Raw genomic sequence first — 15,749 nt, forward strand, 5'->3', positions numbered from 1 at the left:
GCGCGGCGAGAGCGCGGGCCGCGGCCGGGATTGACGCGGCCCGCCCCGCACCGGCACTCCTTCTGCCATGACCGCAGCCCCCACGTTGCCGCTCGCGAACCGGCGCATCCTCCTCGTCATCGGCGGGGGCATCGCGGCCTACAAGGCGCTCGACCTGATCCGCCGCCTGCGCGAGCGCGGCGCCTCCGTCCGACCGCTGCTGACCAAGGGCGCGCAGGAATTCGTCACCCCGCTCGCGGCCGCGGCGCTCGCCGGCCAGCCCGCCCATACCGACCTGTTCGACCGGGCCGACGAGGCGGAGATCGGCCATATCAAGCTGGCCCGGGACGCCGACGCGGTGGTGGTGGCGCCGGCCACCGCCAACCTGATGGCGCGGATGGCCACCGGCCACGCCCCCGACCTCGCCTCCACGGTGCTGCTCGCCACCACCCTGCCGATCCTGATCGCGCCGGCGATGAACGTGGCGATGTGGGCGCATCCCGCAACGCGGCGCAACCTCGCGACGCTGCTCGCCGACGGCGTCCGGGTCGTCGGCCCCAATGCCGGCCCGATGGCCGAGCCCGAGACAGGGCCGGGCCGCATGGCCGAGCCGGCCGAGATCGCCGACGCCGCGGCCGCGATGCTTGGGGAGGCCGAGGCGAAGACCGCCGGGTTCGGCTTCCTCGCGGGTCGCGCCAAGGCCGCTGGGCCGCTCGTCGGCCGCCGCGTGCTCGTCACCTCCGGGCCGACCCATGAGCCGATCGACCCGGTGCGGTTCATCGCCAACCGCTCGTCGGGGCGCCAGGGCCACGCCATCGCCGCCGCTGCCGCCGCCGCCGGCGCGACGGTCACGCTGGTCTCCGGGCCGGTGGCGATCCCCGATCCCGAGGGCGTCGCCGTGGTGCGGGTCGAGACCGCGCGCGAGATGCTGGCGGCGGTCGAGGCGGCGCTTCCCGCCAGCATCGCGGTGTTCACGGCCGCGGTCGCCGACTGGCGGCCCGCCACCGAGACCGGCTCCAAGATCAAGAAGGCCGGCGCGGCGCCCGCCCCGCTGACGCTGGTCGAGAACCCCGACATCCTCGCCACCATCGCCGGACGGACGGAGAACCGCCCCGCCCTCGTCGTCGGCTTCGCCGCCGAGACCGACACGGTGATCGCGCACGCCCAGGCGAAGATCGCCCGAAAGGGCTGCGACCTGATCGTCGCCAACGACGTCTCGGCTGCGGGCGGCGTGATGGGCGGCGCGACCAACACGGTCCACCTGATCGTGCGCGACGGGTCGGTCGAGACCTGGCCGACGCTCGACAAGGACGAGGTCGCGCGCCGGCTGGTGGCACGGTTTTCGGAGTTGCTTCGGGGTTAGGGCCGGTTCGGGTGCCCTACCCTGCCGCCGCCTGCTGCGCCGCTGCGAGGCGCGCGTCGTCGGCGGCGATCGCCTGGTAGGCCGGACGCGCCCGGAAGCGCGCGAGGTAGGCCATGATCGCCGGCTCCTCGGGGACGAGCTTGAACGCGGTGGTCCAGCCGAGCGCCGAGCCCCATAGGACGTCGGCGGCGGAGAAGCGCTCGCCGAGGATCCAGGGGCCGGGCGTCAGCATCGCGAGCACCTGGGCCAGCACCGTGTCGTAATCGCCGTAGGCCGACATCATCCGGGGCGGCGGCGCGCGCTCCATCGCCCGGTCGATCACGGCCGGCTCGAAGCACGAGCCGTAGAAGACCATCCAGCGCAGGTAGGCGCCGCGGGCCGGATCGGTCGTGCCGGGCGCGAGGCCGGCCTCGGGAAACAGGTCCGCGAGGTAGAGGTAGCAGGCGGCCTGCTCGGCCACCGTCGCGCCGCCGTGGCGGATCGCCGGGACCTTGCCCATCGGATTGACGGCGAGGTGCGCGCTGCCCTGCTGCTCGCCCGCCTTGAGGTTGATGACGTGCAGCTCGTGCGGCGCGTTAAGTTCCTCGAGCAGCACCCGCACGCCCGTCGAGCGGGTGTTCGGCGCGTGGTGCAGGACGAGTCCGTCGGTCGTGGTCGGCATCGTCGTCTCCGGGGCCTGAACGCTTCGGGCGCACGCTCTGCCGGAGGCCGGCTCCGGTCAAGCCGGCCGTTCGGACCGGATCGGCTCAGACCCGGTACTTGCCGTTGCGCTTGATCAGCACCTGCGTCCCCACCGGCACGCGCTCGTAGAGGTCGACGATGTCCTCGTTGAGCATGCGGACGCAGCCCGACGACATCTGCTCGCCGATGCTCCAGGGCTCGTTGGTGCCGTGGATGCGGAACAGGATGTCGCGGTTGCCCTGGTAGAGGTAGAGCGCGCGGGCGCCGAGCGGGTTGTCGACGCCGCCCTTGCGCTGGCGGTCGATCTCCGGATGGAGGGCGACCATGGTCGTGGTCGGGCTCCAGTCCGGCCAGACGCCCTTGCGGCCGACCCGGGCCTCGCCCTTCCACGAGAAGCCGAGCTTGCCCACGCCGACGCCGTACTGCATCGCCGTGCCGTTGGCCTGGACGAGGGCGAGCTGGCGCTTGTCGATGTCAACGACGATGGTGCCCGGCCGCTCGGGGCCGGAATAGCTCACGACCTGCCGGCGGTACTTCGGATCGAGGCGGTTGGTGTCGACCAGCGGCACGTCGAACGGCTTGTCGGGCATCGAGCCGACATACCACGCCGCCTCCTCGTCGTTGGCGGCGAGATTCACGGGCCCGCGCTGGTTGCAGGCTGCGAGCGGCGCGATGAGGACCGCAGCGAGGAGGATCCGGCGGAGGGGCATGGGGCCTCACGAGGCGAAGAAGCGTTCGGATCATGCCTACCGCCTCGCCGCCCCCCACGATGTGACTTTTGCGTCTCAGGTTGGATGAAGCGCCCGGCACGATTGCCCGGATTTCGCCTCGTTCGGCCGTGGGTTGCGCCCTAACTCTCCCGCATCGGTTCCGAGACGAGGCGCATCATGGCCGACACGCTCACCCTTCCCGAGATGCAAGGCGCATTGCCCGAGACGCCGCTGCGCCCGGCGATCCATCTCGACCATTGCGTGATCCACGTCAGCGACTGGACGCGCGCGAACGCCTTCTACGGCGACGTGGTCGGCGCCGAGATCGTCTCGGCCGGCGCGGGCTTCGCGTACCGGCTCGGCGGGGTGCAGCTGAACTGCCACGGCCCCGGGCTGTCCCCGGAGCCGCTCGCCGAGAAGCCGGTGATGCCGGGCGGCAGCGACCTGTGCTTCCGCTGGTCCGGCACGATCGAGGAGGCGATGGCGCACCTGGCCGCCCACGGCGTCCCCGTCGAGCTCGGCCCGGTGGAGCGCCACGGCGCGGCCGGGCCCGGGACCAGCATCTACTTCCGCGATCCGGACGGATCGCTGATGGAGTTCATCACCTACCCGGCGCCGTGACGCCCGATCGCGCGATCTCAGGCGCGGCTCTGCGCGAGCGCCTGGTTCGTCTGCTCGAGGCGCAGGGCCAGCTCGCGCATCAGCGCGATGCTGATCTGGGGAAACTGCGCCAGCAGCTCGAGGAACACGCCGCGGTCGATGCGCAGGGCGGTGGCCGCCGTTTCGGCCGTGACGGTGGCCGAGCGCGGCTGGTCGGCCAGAATGCCCATCTCGCCGACTAGGGCGTTGGCCCCGAGCAGGGCGAGACGCACCGGCCCCGCGGCCCCGTCGATGGTCACGGCGGCGCTGCCCTCTAGGATGAGGTAGGCGGCATCCGCGACGTCGCCGCGGGTGAAGAATTGCTGGCCCGCCTCGAAATGCACCCGCTCGCTGGTGAAGGCGAGCAGCTTCAGCCGCGACGGCTCGACCTCGCGGAACAGCGGCACCTGCCGAAGGGAGGTAACCTCCGTATCGAGGGTCATGGGTGGAACTCCGCACCGCGCCGGATCTCGTGATGGCGCCGGCCGCCTCATCCATGCGGCTTGCGGCGATCTTGTCCAGCCCTCCCGTCCCGGCGGCACGCTGCGACGGCGTGCCCCGGATGCCCCGTCGAACGCGATCGGGCATGCAGGCCCCCACCGGAGGTGCCATGCGCCGCGCCCGCCATCCTCGCTTCGCCGCGCTTCTCGTCGGGATCGCGTTCGCCGCCACGCCGGCCGCCGCCCGCCTGAACCGGACCGAGCTCGCGCGCGTCGCGGTCGTGCCGCCTCCGGGCGCCCGTGTTCCCCTCGATCTGGCCTGGAACGATGCCGCGGGCGACCGGCCGACCACGCTGGGCAAGGCGCTCGGCGGCCGGCCGACCCTGCTGCTGCCGGTGGACTACACCTGCGGCAACGTCTGCGACCCGATGCTGACGATGTCCGGCGCGGCCTTGGCCGCAACCGGCCTCGTCGCCGGCCGCGACGTCAGCCTCGTCCTCGTCGGGATCGACCCGCGCGACGACGCGGCCGCGGCGCGGCACATGCTCGACACCGAGCTCGGGAACCCGGGGCTTTCGGCGCAGGCGGCCGCGCTGGTGGGCGACGCCGCCGCCGTCGATCGGCTGACGCAGGCGCTCGGCTACCGTTTCGTCTACGACGCCGGCACCGACAGCTTCGCACACCCCGCCGCCGCGATCCTGCTCACCGGCGACGGCCGCGTCGCCCGCGTCCTGTCGCCGCTGGCGCTGAACGGCAGCGACCTGCGGCTCGCCCTCGTGGAGGCCGGCGAGGGCCGGACCGGCAGCCTCGCCGACCGCCTCGTCCTGCTCTGCTACGGGTACGATGCCGCGACCGGCGTCTACACGCCGATGATCCGCCGCGTCCTCAGTTTCGCCGCCGCCGGGACGATCCTCGCGATGGCGATCGGGATCGTCCTGCTCAGCCGCCGGCCCCGGCAGGCCTGAGGCCGCTCAGCGCTTCGTCGCCAAGCCGGATTTCTCGGCGCTCGGCGGCTCGCGGCCGGCGCTGGCGTTCGGTTGGGGCGAATCGATCGGCTCGACCTGCGTCGTCGGCGTCGCGCTGCCCTCGTCCGCGGGCATCGGCGGAAGCGCCGCGGTGTTCGGCTTCGGCGCGGCCTCCGGCGAAACCTTGGCCGCACTGGAGACCATCTCGCGATTCGTCATGCTCGAAAAAACCTCGTTCGACGCAGGCGCTGAATTGTCGTTTGCCCCACCGCTGTCTTCCAACGCCAGCGCACCGACGTGGTTGCGGCTAAGCTTGTCGCGGAAGCGTGAGAGGAACCTTCGGATACTGGCGAAGGTTGTGAAAGGGTGAAGAGAAGCCTGAGGAGGAGCTGATGGCATCCGGTAATTCAACCTCGAAGCGAGGTTTTGCGTCGATGGATCTCGAGCGCCAGCGCGAGATCGCCAGCAAGGGTGGCCGCAGCGTGCCGGCTGAGAAGCGTTCGTTCTCGCAGGACCGCGAACTGGCCTCGACGGCCGGCCGCAAGGGCGGTCAGGCCACCGGTACGGGCCGCGACGGCGCCGAGTGATCGACCGCCCTTCGAGACGCGCGGCGTCTGCCCTTCGCCGGGCAGGCGCCTTTTTTATGTCCGCCTCCATGCCGCAAAACGCGAAGGCCCGCCCCAGAACATGGAGCGGGCCTTCGCGTCGTGCACCGTAAGCCGGTAGGTTGATCGGTGTCGCCTCAGGAGATGCAGCGGCCGGGGATCATGCGGCGGGCTTCGGGGCCGACTAGCGAGCTGAGCGCCGCCTCGCAGCCCTCGCGCATCATCCGACGCGGCTTGAGCGGCGGCTTGGTTCCCATCTCCTGCGCCGTGTCCGATGCGGCCGGGACGGCGCGGTTCGGCTCGGATTGCATGCTCGCCACCCGGCTCGGCCGGATCGCGATCGAGACCGGGCGCATGCCCGGCAGGGGGCGGGTTTCGAATGCGGCCGGACCGGGGGCGGCGACCGTGGTCGTGGGGACCCATTGGTCCGCGCTCGCCTGGACCATCGGGTGGACGAGCAACGTCAGGATGGCGGCCGGTGCGCTCACGCCGAGAAGGAAGCCTGACCGAAGCATCGTCGTGGTCTCCGAATGGGAGCTTGACAGGATGAACGGAAAACGCGTCTTCCATGATCCGGTTCCGTCACGGCCTCGCTTTTGACGAAATCAGTATTCGGCAACAGTTTCTCGTGGCGGTGCCGGGCACGAGGAACCTTGTCCACAGTGACTCGGAGTGGCGCGGACGCCACAGGCGTCGAAAAACGGTTCGCGCCCGGAACCTGGTTCGCGCACGCCCGTTGATCGAGCACCCGGCCACCTGGTCCTCCCCGCATTCCCCTTGTGCATCGGCTGGAACCTCATCCACGGGTCGGAGATTTCTCCGGCCCGTTTTTTTTATGCCTGGACCGATGTTCTTGGCTGGCAACAAAAAACCCCGGCTCGTCGCCGGGGTTTCTTTCGTTCTGCGGATTGGTGCGGAGGCGGTTGCGGACCGCCTCGCGGTCAGGCCGACTTGGCTTCACGCCGGCGTGCCGTCTGCTGGAAGAACAGCGCCTGGCTGATGACAGCGGAGACGTTGGCGGGCTGGAACGGCTTGGCGATGAGGAAGGCCGGCTCCGGGCGCTCGCCCGTGAGGAATCGCTCCGGGTAGGCGGTGATGAAGATCACCGGGACCTCGAAGGTCTTCAGCAGGTCGTTGACGGCATCGAGGCCGGACGAGCCGTCCGCGAGCTGGATGTCGGCAAGGATCAGGCCCGGGCGCTTGCTTTCGGAGGCGATCTTGACGGCCTCGGTGCGCGTGCGGGCGACGCCGATGACGTTGTGGCCCAGGCCCTCGACCAGCGCTTCGAGGTCCATCGCGATCAGCGGCTCGTCCTCGATGATGAGGATGTCGGTGGCCATGTCCGCGGCGAGCTCGCGTCCCGCCTCGTCGACCAGGTCGCGCACCTGGCTGACGTCGACGTCGAGGATGATCGCCGCGTCCTCCTCCGAGAAGCCTTCGAGGCAGGAGAGCAGGAAGGCCTGGCGCGGCAGCGGCGTGATCTGGCCGAGCCGCACCTCGGCGGGGAGATCGTGCTGCACCTGTTCGCTGCGGCCGTTCACCGAGAGCGAATTCCAGATGCGGGTGAACACCCGGAACAGGTCGGCCTTCACGTTCGTGCTGCGGCCGAGCGTATCCGGCTCGTTGACCAGCGTCTCCAGAGTTGCCGCGACGTAGGCGTCGCCCGCCACCTGGCTGCCCGTCAACGCGCGCGCGTAGCGCCGCAGGTACGGCAGGTGCTGCACCACGAGTTGCGATGTCGACATACGATCCCCTGTGCCTTGTCGGCCTGCTATTCAACCTGCCGCCCCAACGCGGGGCATCCGACTCCGTTCCGGCAGGGCGCGGAACCGCTTCTGGCCGGAGGCGTTGCTGGTGCAGCCATGGCGTATGTCGCGCGGCAAGACAATGCGCGCGTGCCTCATGCACAGATGCCGCGAACGGCACCGGGGGACGTGAGGATGACCGACGCTGCGAAGGCGGGGAGGCCGATCGGCAATGCCGGCCTGAGGCCCGTCGGGGAATCGGGGCCCGCGGGCTCGAGGGCCGAGAAGCGCGAGCATGGATCGTCGCGCCTCAGCGACCAGGCCCAGGCGCGCATCGGCCACAACCTCCGCTGCCTCTACGACGGACTCGTCCAGCAACCCGTCCCGGATCGATTTCGCGAGCTCATCGAGCGTCTCGATGCAAAGGAGCCGAAGTCGCCCTGAGGCGCTCCGGCTCCATCTTCTGCAGTTCCTGTGGCGCGTGAAGCGCCCGCAGGACGCGAGTTCGGCGTCAGAGCGTGGGCGAGCGGCCGCGCATCAGGCCGATCACGGCCGAGATGGCGAACAGCACGATCGCGACGAAGAACACCAGCTTGGCGGCTTCCATCGCCGTGCCGGCGATGCCACCGAAGCCGAGCAGAGCGGCCACGAGGGCCACGACGAGGAACGTAACGGCCCAACCGAGCATCTGCGTTATCCTTGACAACATGGACGCGGGCTTGGCCGCGACCTTCTGACATCCCAAACGTCAAGTCGTTGTTTCGGTTCCGCCGCTTCGAATGCCTGCACACACGAAAAATCGAGCGCCTCGGATCCGGTGCCGATCGATCGCCGAAATCGTCGCCCGCCCCCTCGCGCCGGTGCGCATGTCACGCCATATTGCTCTTCGTTGGACACGAGGCCGCAGCCGGAACGGAGCCGTTCCGAACGGCGTTCCTCAGTCCAGGTCCGAAACCAGAGAACAGCGATGAGAAAAGCGTCCGCCCTCGTCCAGCGCCTCACCGATATCGTCAGCTCCGCCGCAGGTGCGGCGGCACGCGGCGTCGAGGAGGTCCTGGGTGCGCTGGCCCCGAGGCCCGAGCCGCGCCTGGTTCCGATCCGGGTCCGACCGAACGGTCCCGCTCATCGGCATTGATCGCCGCCGGAGTCGATCCGTCGCTGAGCAAGCCGCCCTCCGGGGCGGCTTTTTTCATGCGCCGTCCACCGGATTCCCGCGGCGGAGGCTCGAACGTGCCGCGCACCGCCCACCGGGCAAAGCCGACGAGCACGGCCTCGCGACAGGTCCGCCAAGTCAAGCCGCCGGCTGGTGTCCTCATAATAGGCCGCTCGAGGGGCCAATACCTGTGCCTGATCGCTGCGATGTTATGATCGTGTCGGTTGTCTTCCGCACTTGCCGCCCCGCTTAACGAACCTTTAAGTCGGCCTCGCTCGCCCAGGCCACCGCCGGGCCGGCATGCCGCATGGGCTGGGACCTGACGAGACATGGCGTTCTGGGCGCGCTGGCAGAGGTTTTACGGCTCCGGGGGAACGCGGCGGCAGATGATCGGGACCGCCGCGGCGGGGCTGATCCTCGGGCTCGGCAGCGTCACGATCGGATCGAGCCTCGTCCAGGCCTCCGAGCGCGGCGGCCTGCTCGACTTCTTCCAGGAACTCTTCGCACCCGCCCGGCCGCAGCCCGCGCCGCCGGCGCACCGCCCCGGCCGCTACGCCAACCTGCCCGACGGCCGCCGCCTCGGCTATTCGCGCCCGGTCTACCATACCCCGCGTCCCGTGGCCGACCTCTCGCCCGCCCGGTCGCGTCGCAAGCGGGCCCGCGCGGAGCGCGTGACGCGGGTCGCCGTCGCCTCGACCGGGCGTCGCACCGTCTGCGTGCGGATGTGCGACGGCTATCTCTTCCCCCTCGGCAATCTCGGGGCACGGGCCGACATGCCGGTGCACGAGGCGGCCTGCGCCGCCGCCTGCCCGGGGGCGCCGACGAACGTCTACACCCTCGGCGCCCGCGAGACCGAGCTCGACCGCGCGATCAGCCCGCAGGGCCTGCCCTACCGGGCCTCGGCTCTGGCCAACATCTACCGCCAGCGGCGCGTCGAGAACTGTTCCTGCCAGGCCGCGCCCGGCACCCCGCCCCTGCCGCTCGCCGGCGATCTCACCCTGCGCAAGGGCGACGTCGTCGCCACCCGCGACAGCGCCGACGTGGTGACGCGAAACCGGTCGGGCTCTGTCGCCCTGGTCGACTTCCGGCAGGCCGCGATCACGCGGGTCCAGAGCCGGCGGATCGAGGCGAAGGTTGGCGCGATCCGCCGCGACGCCGAGGCGCACGCCTTCCGCCGGACGCTGCGCACGGCCGAGCGGGCGAGCCTCGTCCAGGTCGCCTCGGTCGGCGACGGCTTCCGCATCCCCGAGCGCGCCGCGATCAACCAGAACCCGATCCGCGTGGTCACGCCCTCCCCGTTCCGTTGACGTCCTCGCGCTTCGGATTGTCCGCCGCCGCGCGTTCGCGTAGCTCCGGGCCGACCGCGCCGGTCGGGATCGGAAGGAGCCTCGGATGGCGGACACGGATGCCGGTACCGATGCGCCCGACTTCGACACGGTGATGCCCGCGAGCGGCCGCCTGGAAACGTTGAGCCCCCTCGTCCGCCGCCGGGTCGCGCCGAACGGCGGCCCGTTCACCGCGAGCGGGACCTGCACCTACGTCGTCGGGCACGGACGCGTCGCGGTGATCGATCCGGGGCCGGCCGATGCCGGCCACGTCGAGGCCCTGCTCGCCGATCTCGGCCAAGAGTCGGTGGCGGCGATCGTCGTCACCCACACCCATCGCGACCACTCGCCCGGCGCCCGCCTGCTGCAGGCACGCACCGGCGCGCCGATCGCCGGCTGCCTGCCGCATCGGGCCGCCCGCGCGCTCGGCGCCGGCGAGATCGGCCATCTCGATGCCGCCGCCGACCGCGACCACGTCCCCGACCGGCCGATGCACGAGGGCGATGCGCTCTCCGGCGAAGGCTGGACCCTCGTCGCGGTCGAGACGCCCGGCCACACCATGAACCACCTCGCCTTCGCCCTGCCGGAGGAGGCGGCCTTGTTCTCCGGCGATCACGTCATGGCATGGTCGACCAGCATCGTCGCGCCGCCGGACGGTTCGATGCGCGCCTACATGGATTCGCTCGACAAGCTCAGGGGCCGCGACGAGACCATCTACTGGCCGGGCCATGGCGGCCCGGTGCGCGATCCCCGGCGCTTCGTGCGCGGGTTGGCCAACCACCGCCGCCACCGCGAGGCCTCGATCCGCGCGCGCATCGCCGCCGGCGACGACACCATCCCGGCGATCGTCGCGGCCACGTACCAGAACCTCGATCCGCGCCTGCGCGGCGCGGCGGCGCTGTCGGTGTTCGCCCACCTCGAGGATCTCGTCGCGCGCGGGCTGGTGGCGACGCAGGGCGCGCCGCGCCTCGACGGGATCTTCGCACCGGGCTCCTCGCCGGCCGGCTGAGGCGCGAGACCGCCCGCCGCGTGCGGCCGCCCGACGCTACTTCACGGCGAGCGCGAGGTTCGCGACCTCGTCGAGATAGGCCCGGATGCGGTCAGCGTTGACGCCGAAATCGCGCGTGCCCAGCCGCGAGGCGGAGCGGACGTCGATGCGGGCGCCGTCGGCACGCGGCCGGACGCGGATGGTGACGTCGTCGGGCAGGTTGAGGATGAGGCTGCGCGAGACCGCCTCGATCCGGCCGTTGCCGGTCCGCCCGCCGGGGCGGATCGCCTCGACGATCTGCCACTTGCGATTCACCGCCGCCTTGCGCGCCAGCTCGAACGCCTCGTCGGCGTCGATGTCGAGGGTCAGCGGCGCGATCTGCGGATAGGCGGCGCGCTGCCGTTCGCGGGTCGGGAGGTCGGGATCGGCGGGGTAGCGCCCGTTCCGGGCGGCGAACGCTGCGCGCGAGCGCGAGAAGGCCGGAGGGTTGTCGATGTCGGTGGTCACGTCGGTCAGCGCCGGCAGCCGGAAGCCCCGCAGCGCCGCGTAGGCCGGGTAGGCGAGCACCAGCATCGCGAGAACCAGCCCGCCGAGCGCCGCACCGAGGCCGCGGGCGCCTTCCCGCCAGACCCGGACGAAGGCGAACCCGGCGAGCGCGACGCCGGTGATCCGCGGCAGCACGCCGACGATCAGCGCGAGCGGCCCGAACACCTGCACGACGACGGCGAGCGTCGCCACCGCGTTCGGGGCCGGCACGCCGGCGCCGGCCAGCGTCAGCGCGAAACCGGAGACGTTGAGGGCGCGGGCGATGCCGGTCGGCAGCAGCGCGGCCGCCAGCAGAAGGCGCGCGGCGAGAAGCAGTCCGTCCTGGGCTCGGGCGATCACGCGTGGTCTCCGGTGGTCTGAGGCGAGGACGGCATCGTCGTCCGCACCGCTGAAGACCGGGTTAAGTCGCCCCCGCGCTCAACCGGAAACGCCGCCGCGGAACAGGCGTCCGCGCTCGGTCCACGCCACCACGAGGAGCGCGGCCGCGCCGAGCCCGGCATAGCCGAAGGCGATCGGCAGGGTCGTGCCGTCGAAGCACTGGCCGATCGCGAAGCCGCAGAGCGCGCCGAGGATCGTCGTGTAGAACCCGAGGAACGAGGAGGCCGTGCCGGCGATCGCGCCGAGCGGCTGCAGGGCGAGCGCGTTGAAGTTCGGCATCGCGAAGCTGATCAGGAACTGGTTGCCGGCGAGCACCGCGAGGAACAGCGCCAGCGGCGGGTGCCCGCCATAGGCGAGCCCGATCGCGACCTGCCCGAGCGCCACCGCGACGAAGGCCGTCAGCCCCGCATGCGACAGCGCCCGCATCCCGAGGCGGCCCACCACCCGGGCGTTGACCAGGGTCGCCGCGCCCATGGCGCCCGCGACCAGCCCGAAGGCCAGGGGGAACAGCGCGCCGAGGTGGTAGAGCCCGGTGTCGAACACCTGCTGGGCCGAGCCGACATAGCCCATGATGCAGCCGGTGAGCAGGCCGAGGGCGGTGGCGTAGCCGATCGCGACGCGACAGCCGAGCGTGGTCCGCAGGGCCTGCCCCGTCGCGGCGAAGGAGAGCGGCCGGCGGTATTCCGGATGCAGCGTCTCGGGCATGCGCGCTAGGAACCAGAGCGCGAGCAGCCCCGCGAGCGCGAGCATCGAGACGAAGACGTAGGTCCAAGAGCCGAGCGCGAGCATCGCCCCGCCGATCGCCGGCGCGATCATCGGCACGATCAGGAACACCATCATGGTGAAGGACATCACGCTCGCCATCTCGCGCCCGGCGAAGCGGTCGCGCACGATCGTGGTCGAGAGCACCCGGCCGCCGGCCGCGCCGAGCCCCTGGATCACGCGGGCGGCGAGCAGCCATCCGAACGACGGCGCGACCATCGCGAGCAGGGTTCCGGCGACGTAGACCAGCAGGCTGCCGATCAGCACGGGACGTCGCCCGAGGGCGTCGGAGACCGGGCCGTAGACGATCTGGGCCGAGCCGAAGCCGATCATGTAGACGTAGATCAGCCACTGCAGGTGGTTCGGGTCGACGACGCCGAAACGGGCCTGGATCGCCGGGAAGGCCGGCAGCAGGTTGTCGATCGAGATCGCGGTGACCGCCATCATCAGCGCGACGATCGCCACGAACTCGACGAAGCCCGGCCCGGTCCAGGGACGCGCGCGCGGGATCGCCTGGCCTTCGGGCGGATGGGGCCGGATCGGTGCTGTCACGGGAACGCCCTTGGCGGCGCGGGAACACCTCCGACGGGAAGGGCCGCACGGGCCGCCTCATCGGGGCGGTTCGCGGCGGGGATGTGGCCGGCGCATGCACGGGACGCCGAGGAGATCCCCCGCCGGCTGCTGGAACGGAAACGGCCTAGCTTCGTTGCATCGCCAACACTCGCTGCATACCCGGAGTTCCCGTGTCGACGCTCGTCCGCATCCTTCTCGCGATCTTCCTGCCGCCGATCGCCGTGCTCGTGACCAACGGCATCGGCCTGCAGTTCCTCCTCAATATCGTCCTAACGCTGATGTTCGGCCTGCCCGGCATGATCCACGCGCTCTGGCTGATGAACCGCGACCGCCCTCTGCTCTGAGCGGCATCGCCGAAACGAAGACAGCCGCCGGTCGCGCGACCGGCGGCTGTCTTCGTTCGACCGAGCGCGTCGCGATCGGTCAGGGCTTCTCGGGCTTGTCCGTCCGAAGCGCGGTCGTCGTCACCTTGCGCACTGGGCGCGGCGCGGCGTGAGCCACCTTGACGGTCTGCGCGGCGACCTTCACCGGCTCGGCGACGACCGCGTCCGCCGTCGGCGTCGCGGGTGTCGGCGTCGCGTCCTTGTCGAAGACCTTGCCGAGCAGCGTCCGGTAGGTGCTCGGATCGTCGTCAGCGCCGGCGACCGTGATCCGCGCCGGCTTGGCCTTCGCGGCTTCCTTGACCCCATCGTCGCTGGGGTCGGGCTGCTTGGCCATCAGCGTCCGCGTGCCGGGCTTCATCGCGTCGGGCTTGGCCGTGCCGGGCTTGCCCGCATCCGCCTTGCCGCCCTTGGCGAGGGCTGACGCCGCGGCCTTGGTCGGGATCGGCGCCTCGGGCGCGGCGGCGAGCATCACCGGACGGCCCTTGGCGTCGACCTCGATCTCGCGCGGGCCGGCAGCCAGGCTCTCCGGCCGGCTGACGTCGCCGAGGTTGTGTCGGCCGTAATCCTTGGCGCTGTAGGGCAGCTCGGTCTCGGTGCCGCCGAGGTTGGCGAAGGCGGTGGTCTGCTCGGCGCGGAACACCGGGTTGCCGCCGCCGTCGTCGTAGACCACCCGCGTCGCCGGCGTGCCCTTGGCGACGAGCTCGGCGATCTCCTGGTTGTCGTGGGTGCGCTTCTCGGCGACGAGCGGATCGACCTTCGGCGTGCACGAGCCGGCGGCGGCATCCGCGCCGCCGAATACGTACTTGGTGCCGCACACCCCGACCTTCGGCTCGTCGCGCAGGGCTTCGAAATAGTCGGCGCCTTCCTTGAGGTTGCGCCAAAACGGGGCGTTCGGGTCGTTCCGGTACTTGGCCATGTTTTGTGCCGTCATCCGGAACGGATACGACTGGAACTGGAACGCGCGCTGGCCGCCGGCGAAGGCCTCGCGCGCGACCGCGTAGATCTCCGACATCGATGCGTCTGTCATCGCGAAGCACCCGGCCGACGAGCAGGTGCCGTGGACCATCAGGTAGTTGCCGGTGCTGCCGTTCGCCCGGTCGTAGGCGTTCGGGAAACCGGTGTCGAAGGAAAGGTAGTAGGACGAGTTCGGGTTCATCTGGCCCGGGGTGATCGTGTAGAATCCCTCCGGCGCCTGGCGATCGCCCTGCTTGCGCTTGGGCCCGAGCTGGCCCGACCAACGGCAGATCGGATAGATCTTCAGGAGCCCGTAGCGACCGTCGGTCCCGCGCTTCCACACCTCCATCTCCGCTTCCTTCTTGTAGGCGCGGATCAGGATCGGGTCGCTCTGCTGCATCCCCTTGGTCTGCATCAGGGACAGGGTCTGGGGCGGGATCGGCGTGAGCGAGCGCGTCGAGGCGCCGTTGATCATCCCGTCCTGGCAGCCGCCGAGGGACAGGGCGGCCGCGACGGCCACGGGCGCGATCAGGCGGGACGCTCTGTGGAGACTTGCAACGGCGAACCGGCGCACAGCCATGGGGGAACCTCGTCCTCGAACACACCGCGCGCGGGCCTTGTCGGCAGCCGTCGTGCGTCACTCCCCCACTCTCTAGCTTTGGTAAGCTTACGCCTCCGTTACCGCAAGGATCCGCCCCCCGCCCCACTCGGCGCCACCGGCCCCGATGTGGATCACGGGGACGGGCGCAGGGTGCGCCGCGACTCCGCCGCGATCAGGTCGACGAGGAACGCGTCGTCGACCGGATCGGCCAGGCGCAAACCGACTGATGCGGAAGGGGTTTCCACCGTCAGCCAGCGCAGGTCGGGGCGCGTCGGCTCGGCCGCCACGACGCGCCTCGCGGGGCTTCCCGGCACGTGCTGCAAAAAGGTTAAATGGTTCCCCGATCCTCGCTGTGCCAAAATGTCACAAATGCCGTAGGCGACCTCGGGCGGCGTGTGGAGGTGGGTCAACAGCCAGAATTGGTTCTCGGCGACGGGGTTCGACAGCGCGATCCGCAGGCGGCGGACCCCTTCGGCGAGGAAGCGGTAGTCGGCCTCGTCCGAGGCCGGGTCGTGGTGGTTGAAGACGCATGCGAGCCCGTAGCGCTCGCGATACAGCCGGTGGCGCCCGCGCCAGATGCCCTCGCCCTGCCGCTCGTCCAGGGGGATGGTCTCGAGCTGCGATCGATCCAGGAGCGCGGCGAAGTCGTCGGCGAGGCAGTCGCGAACCATCCCCGGCATGGTGAAGATCCAGTCGAACGGCCCCGACCAGGTACGCAACCCGAGCGTCTTCAGCACGTGCGCCATCTGGCAATGGGCGCCCAGGGAGACGTGGTTGACCGGGCCGGGCTCGCGCTCGCTGCCGAGCAGGCCGCCGAGCCTGCGTCCGAGCCCGCGCAGGAAGCCGGTGCCGTAGGGGCCGCCGGGTTCCGGCCGGCTCACAGGCGCCGGCCGATCTCGAGGAACTTGCGGGCGCGGCGGTCGCGGATCTCGTCGGGGGCCACGCCGTCGAACTCGGCC

At 71.1% G+C, this 15,749-nt stretch carries 19 protein-coding genes; 8 read left to right on the forward strand and 11 right to left on the reverse strand.

Going from position 1 to position 15,749, the window contains the following annotated elements:
• Positions 1–67 precede the first annotated feature (67 nt).
• Complete coding sequence (gene coaBC, locus FV230_RS13550; protein ID WP_147842756.1) at positions 68–1,342, forward strand: bifunctional phosphopantothenoylcysteine decarboxylase/phosphopantothenate--cysteine ligase CoaBC; 1,275 nt, start codon at positions 68–70, stop codon at positions 1,340–1,342.
• A 16-nt stretch (positions 1,343–1,358) separates the two neighbouring features.
• Here coaBC and FV230_RS13555 read toward each other — a convergent pair whose 3' ends face one another.
• Together FV230_RS13555 and FV230_RS13560 are read right to left on the reverse strand one after the other, a co-directional pair.
• Positions 1,359–2,003: a glutathione S-transferase N-terminal domain-containing protein gene (locus tag FV230_RS13555; RefSeq protein ID WP_147727391.1), complete on the reverse strand. Its 645-nt coding sequence runs from the start codon at positions 2,001–2,003 to the stop codon at positions 1,359–1,361.
• Positions 2,004–2,088: 85 nt separating this feature from the next.
• A complete protein-coding gene (locus tag FV230_RS13560) occupies positions 2,089–2,733 on the reverse strand; it encodes a L,D-transpeptidase (protein ID WP_147842757.1) in 645 nt (214 codons plus the stop codon).
• Between the two features lie 177 nt (positions 2,734–2,910).
• Between FV230_RS13560 and FV230_RS13565 the strand changes: the two genes are divergently transcribed.
• The gene (locus FV230_RS13565; protein WP_147842758.1) at positions 2,911–3,354 is read left to right on the forward strand and encodes a VOC family protein; all 444 of its coding nucleotides are present in this window, start codon (positions 2,911–2,913) and stop codon (positions 3,352–3,354) included.
• A gap of 17 nt (positions 3,355–3,371) precedes the next feature.
• Here the strand turns inward: FV230_RS13565 and FV230_RS13570 are convergent, their stop codons facing one another.
• Entirely contained in the window at positions 3,372–3,815 is a 444-nt protein-coding gene (locus tag FV230_RS13570) for a Crp/Fnr family transcriptional regulator (RefSeq protein ID WP_147727394.1), read from the reverse strand.
• A gap of 167 nt (positions 3,816–3,982) precedes the next feature.
• Between FV230_RS13570 and FV230_RS13575 the strand changes: the two genes are divergently transcribed.
• On the forward strand, positions 3,983–4,777 hold the full coding sequence (locus FV230_RS13575) for an SCO family protein (RefSeq protein WP_246694848.1): 795 nt from the start codon (positions 3,983–3,985) through the stop codon (positions 4,775–4,777).
• A gap of 6 nt (positions 4,778–4,783) precedes the next feature.
• On the opposite strand, the gene FV230_RS13580 is transcribed toward FV230_RS13575, so the two are convergent.
• Positions 4,784–4,996: a hypothetical protein gene (locus tag FV230_RS13580; RefSeq protein ID WP_147842759.1), complete on the reverse strand. Its 213-nt coding sequence runs from the start codon at positions 4,994–4,996 to the stop codon at positions 4,784–4,786.
• 173 nt (positions 4,997–5,169) lie between these two features.
• Between FV230_RS13580 and FV230_RS13585 the strand changes: the two genes are divergently transcribed.
• Positions 5,170–5,364 (forward strand): KGG domain-containing protein, encoded by a 195-nt coding sequence (locus tag FV230_RS13585; protein ID WP_147727396.1) that lies wholly within the window; start codon positions 5,170–5,172, stop codon positions 5,362–5,364.
• 155 nt (positions 5,365–5,519) lie between these two features.
• Here FV230_RS13585 and FV230_RS13590 read toward each other — a convergent pair whose 3' ends face one another.
• Positions 5,520–5,897 (reverse strand): hypothetical protein, encoded by a 378-nt coding sequence (locus FV230_RS13590; RefSeq protein WP_147842760.1) that lies wholly within the window; start codon positions 5,895–5,897, stop codon positions 5,520–5,522.
• Between the two features lie 426 nt (positions 5,898–6,323).
• On the reverse strand, positions 6,324–7,127 hold the full coding sequence (locus tag FV230_RS13595) for a response regulator (RefSeq protein WP_147727398.1): 804 nt from the start codon (positions 7,125–7,127) through the stop codon (positions 6,324–6,326).
• Between the two features lie 195 nt (positions 7,128–7,322).
• Between FV230_RS13595 and FV230_RS13600 the strand changes: the two genes are divergently transcribed.
• Positions 7,323–7,571, forward strand: a complete 249-nt coding sequence (locus FV230_RS13600) for a NepR family anti-sigma factor (protein WP_187274681.1) — start codon at positions 7,323–7,325, stop codon at positions 7,569–7,571.
• Between the two features lie 67 nt (positions 7,572–7,638).
• On the opposite strand, the gene FV230_RS13605 is transcribed toward FV230_RS13600, so the two are convergent.
• Complete coding sequence (locus tag FV230_RS13605) at positions 7,639–7,815, reverse strand: DUF1328 domain-containing protein (RefSeq protein WP_003599466.1); 177 nt, start codon at positions 7,813–7,815, stop codon at positions 7,639–7,641.
• An 851-nt stretch (positions 7,816–8,666) separates the two neighbouring features.
• Between FV230_RS13605 and FV230_RS13610 the strand changes: the two genes are divergently transcribed.
• A complete protein-coding gene (locus tag FV230_RS13610) occupies positions 8,667–9,587 on the forward strand; it encodes a DUF2865 domain-containing protein (RefSeq protein WP_187275491.1) in 921 nt (306 codons plus the stop codon).
• 85 nt (positions 9,588–9,672) lie between these two features.
• Positions 9,673–10,614, forward strand: coding sequence for an MBL fold metallo-hydrolase (locus FV230_RS13615; protein WP_147842762.1), 942 nt, complete (start codon positions 9,673–9,675; stop codon positions 10,612–10,614).
• A gap of 36 nt (positions 10,615–10,650) precedes the next feature.
• Here the strand turns inward: FV230_RS13615 and FV230_RS13620 are convergent, their stop codons facing one another.
• Positions 10,651–11,478 carry a DUF1499 domain-containing protein gene (locus tag FV230_RS13620; RefSeq protein WP_147842763.1) on the reverse strand — a complete coding sequence of 276 codons (828 nt, stop codon included), beginning with the start codon at positions 11,476–11,478 and terminating at the stop codon, positions 10,651–10,653.
• Positions 11,479–11,556: 78 nt separating this feature from the next.
• The gene (locus tag FV230_RS13625; protein ID WP_246694849.1) at positions 11,557–12,831 is read right to left on the reverse strand and encodes a multidrug effflux MFS transporter; all 1,275 of its coding nucleotides are present in this window, start codon (positions 12,829–12,831) and stop codon (positions 11,557–11,559) included.
• A gap of 191 nt (positions 12,832–13,022) precedes the next feature.
• Here FV230_RS13625 and FV230_RS13630 point away from each other — a divergent pair, with 191 nt between their 5' ends.
• Positions 13,023–13,196, forward strand: a complete 174-nt coding sequence (locus tag FV230_RS13630) for a YqaE/Pmp3 family membrane protein (protein ID WP_147728777.1) — start codon at positions 13,023–13,025, stop codon at positions 13,194–13,196.
• Between the two features lie 79 nt (positions 13,197–13,275).
• Here FV230_RS13630 and FV230_RS13635 read toward each other — a convergent pair whose 3' ends face one another.
• A complete protein-coding gene (locus FV230_RS13635) occupies positions 13,276–14,664 on the reverse strand; it encodes a murein L,D-transpeptidase family protein (protein ID WP_246686597.1) in 1,389 nt (462 codons plus the stop codon).
• Positions 14,665–14,921: 257 nt separating this feature from the next.
• The gene (locus tag FV230_RS13640; protein WP_147842764.1) at positions 14,922–15,671 is read right to left on the reverse strand and encodes a DUF1796 family putative cysteine peptidase; all 750 of its coding nucleotides are present in this window, start codon (positions 15,669–15,671) and stop codon (positions 14,922–14,924) included.
• Positions 15,672–15,749 lie beyond the last annotated feature (78 nt).

This window comes from Methylobacterium sp. WL6 (genome assembly GCF_008040095.1).
Taxonomy (GTDB): domain Bacteria; phylum Pseudomonadota; class Alphaproteobacteria; order Rhizobiales; family Beijerinckiaceae; genus Methylobacterium.

Excerpts from the sequence above, each read along its gene's own strand:
- FV230_RS13590 (WP_147842760.1), bottom strand. The coding sequence starts at position 5,897 with ATGCTTCGGTCAGGCTTCCTTCTCGGCGTGAGCGCACCGGCCGCCATC.
- FV230_RS13570 (WP_147727394.1), bottom strand. The coding sequence starts at position 3,815 with ATGACCCTCGATACGGAGGTTACCTCCCTTCGGCAGGTGCCGCTGTTC.
- FV230_RS13615 (WP_147842762.1), top strand. The coding sequence starts at position 9,673 with ATGGCGGACACGGATGCCGGTACCGATGCGCCCGACTTCGACACGGTG.
- FV230_RS13585 (WP_147727396.1), top strand. The coding sequence starts at position 5,170 with ATGGCATCCGGTAATTCAACCTCGAAGCGAGGTTTTGCGTCGATGGAT.
- FV230_RS13600 (WP_187274681.1), top strand. The coding sequence starts at position 7,323 with ATGACCGACGCTGCGAAGGCGGGGAGGCCGATCGGCAATGCCGGCCTG.
- FV230_RS13610 (WP_187275491.1), top strand. The coding sequence starts at position 8,667 with ATGATCGGGACCGCCGCGGCGGGGCTGATCCTCGGGCTCGGCAGCGTC.
- FV230_RS13605 (WP_003599466.1), bottom strand. The coding sequence starts at position 7,815 with ATGCTCGGTTGGGCCGTTACGTTCCTCGTCGTGGCCCTCGTGGCCGCT.
- FV230_RS13565 (WP_147842758.1), top strand. The coding sequence starts at position 2,911 with ATGGCCGACACGCTCACCCTTCCCGAGATGCAAGGCGCATTGCCCGAG.
- FV230_RS13580 (WP_147842759.1), bottom strand. The coding sequence starts at position 4,996 with ATGACGAATCGCGAGATGGTCTCCAGTGCGGCCAAGGTTTCGCCGGAG.
- FV230_RS13635 (WP_246686597.1), bottom strand. The coding sequence starts at position 14,664 with ATGATCAACGGCGCCTCGACGCGCTCGCTCACGCCGATCCCGCCCCAG.
- FV230_RS13555 (WP_147727391.1), bottom strand. The coding sequence starts at position 2,003 with ATGCCGACCACGACCGACGGACTCGTCCTGCACCACGCGCCGAACACC.
- coaBC (WP_147842756.1), top strand. The coding sequence starts at position 68 with ATGACCGCAGCCCCCACGTTGCCGCTCGCGAACCGGCGCATCCTCCTC.
- FV230_RS13595 (WP_147727398.1), bottom strand. The coding sequence starts at position 7,127 with ATGTCGACATCGCAACTCGTGGTGCAGCACCTGCCGTACCTGCGGCGC.
- FV230_RS13560 (WP_147842757.1), bottom strand. The coding sequence starts at position 2,733 with ATGCCCCTCCGCCGGATCCTCCTCGCTGCGGTCCTCATCGCGCCGCTC.
- FV230_RS13575 (WP_246694848.1), top strand. The coding sequence starts at position 3,983 with ATGCGCCGCGCCCGCCATCCTCGCTTCGCCGCGCTTCTCGTCGGGATC.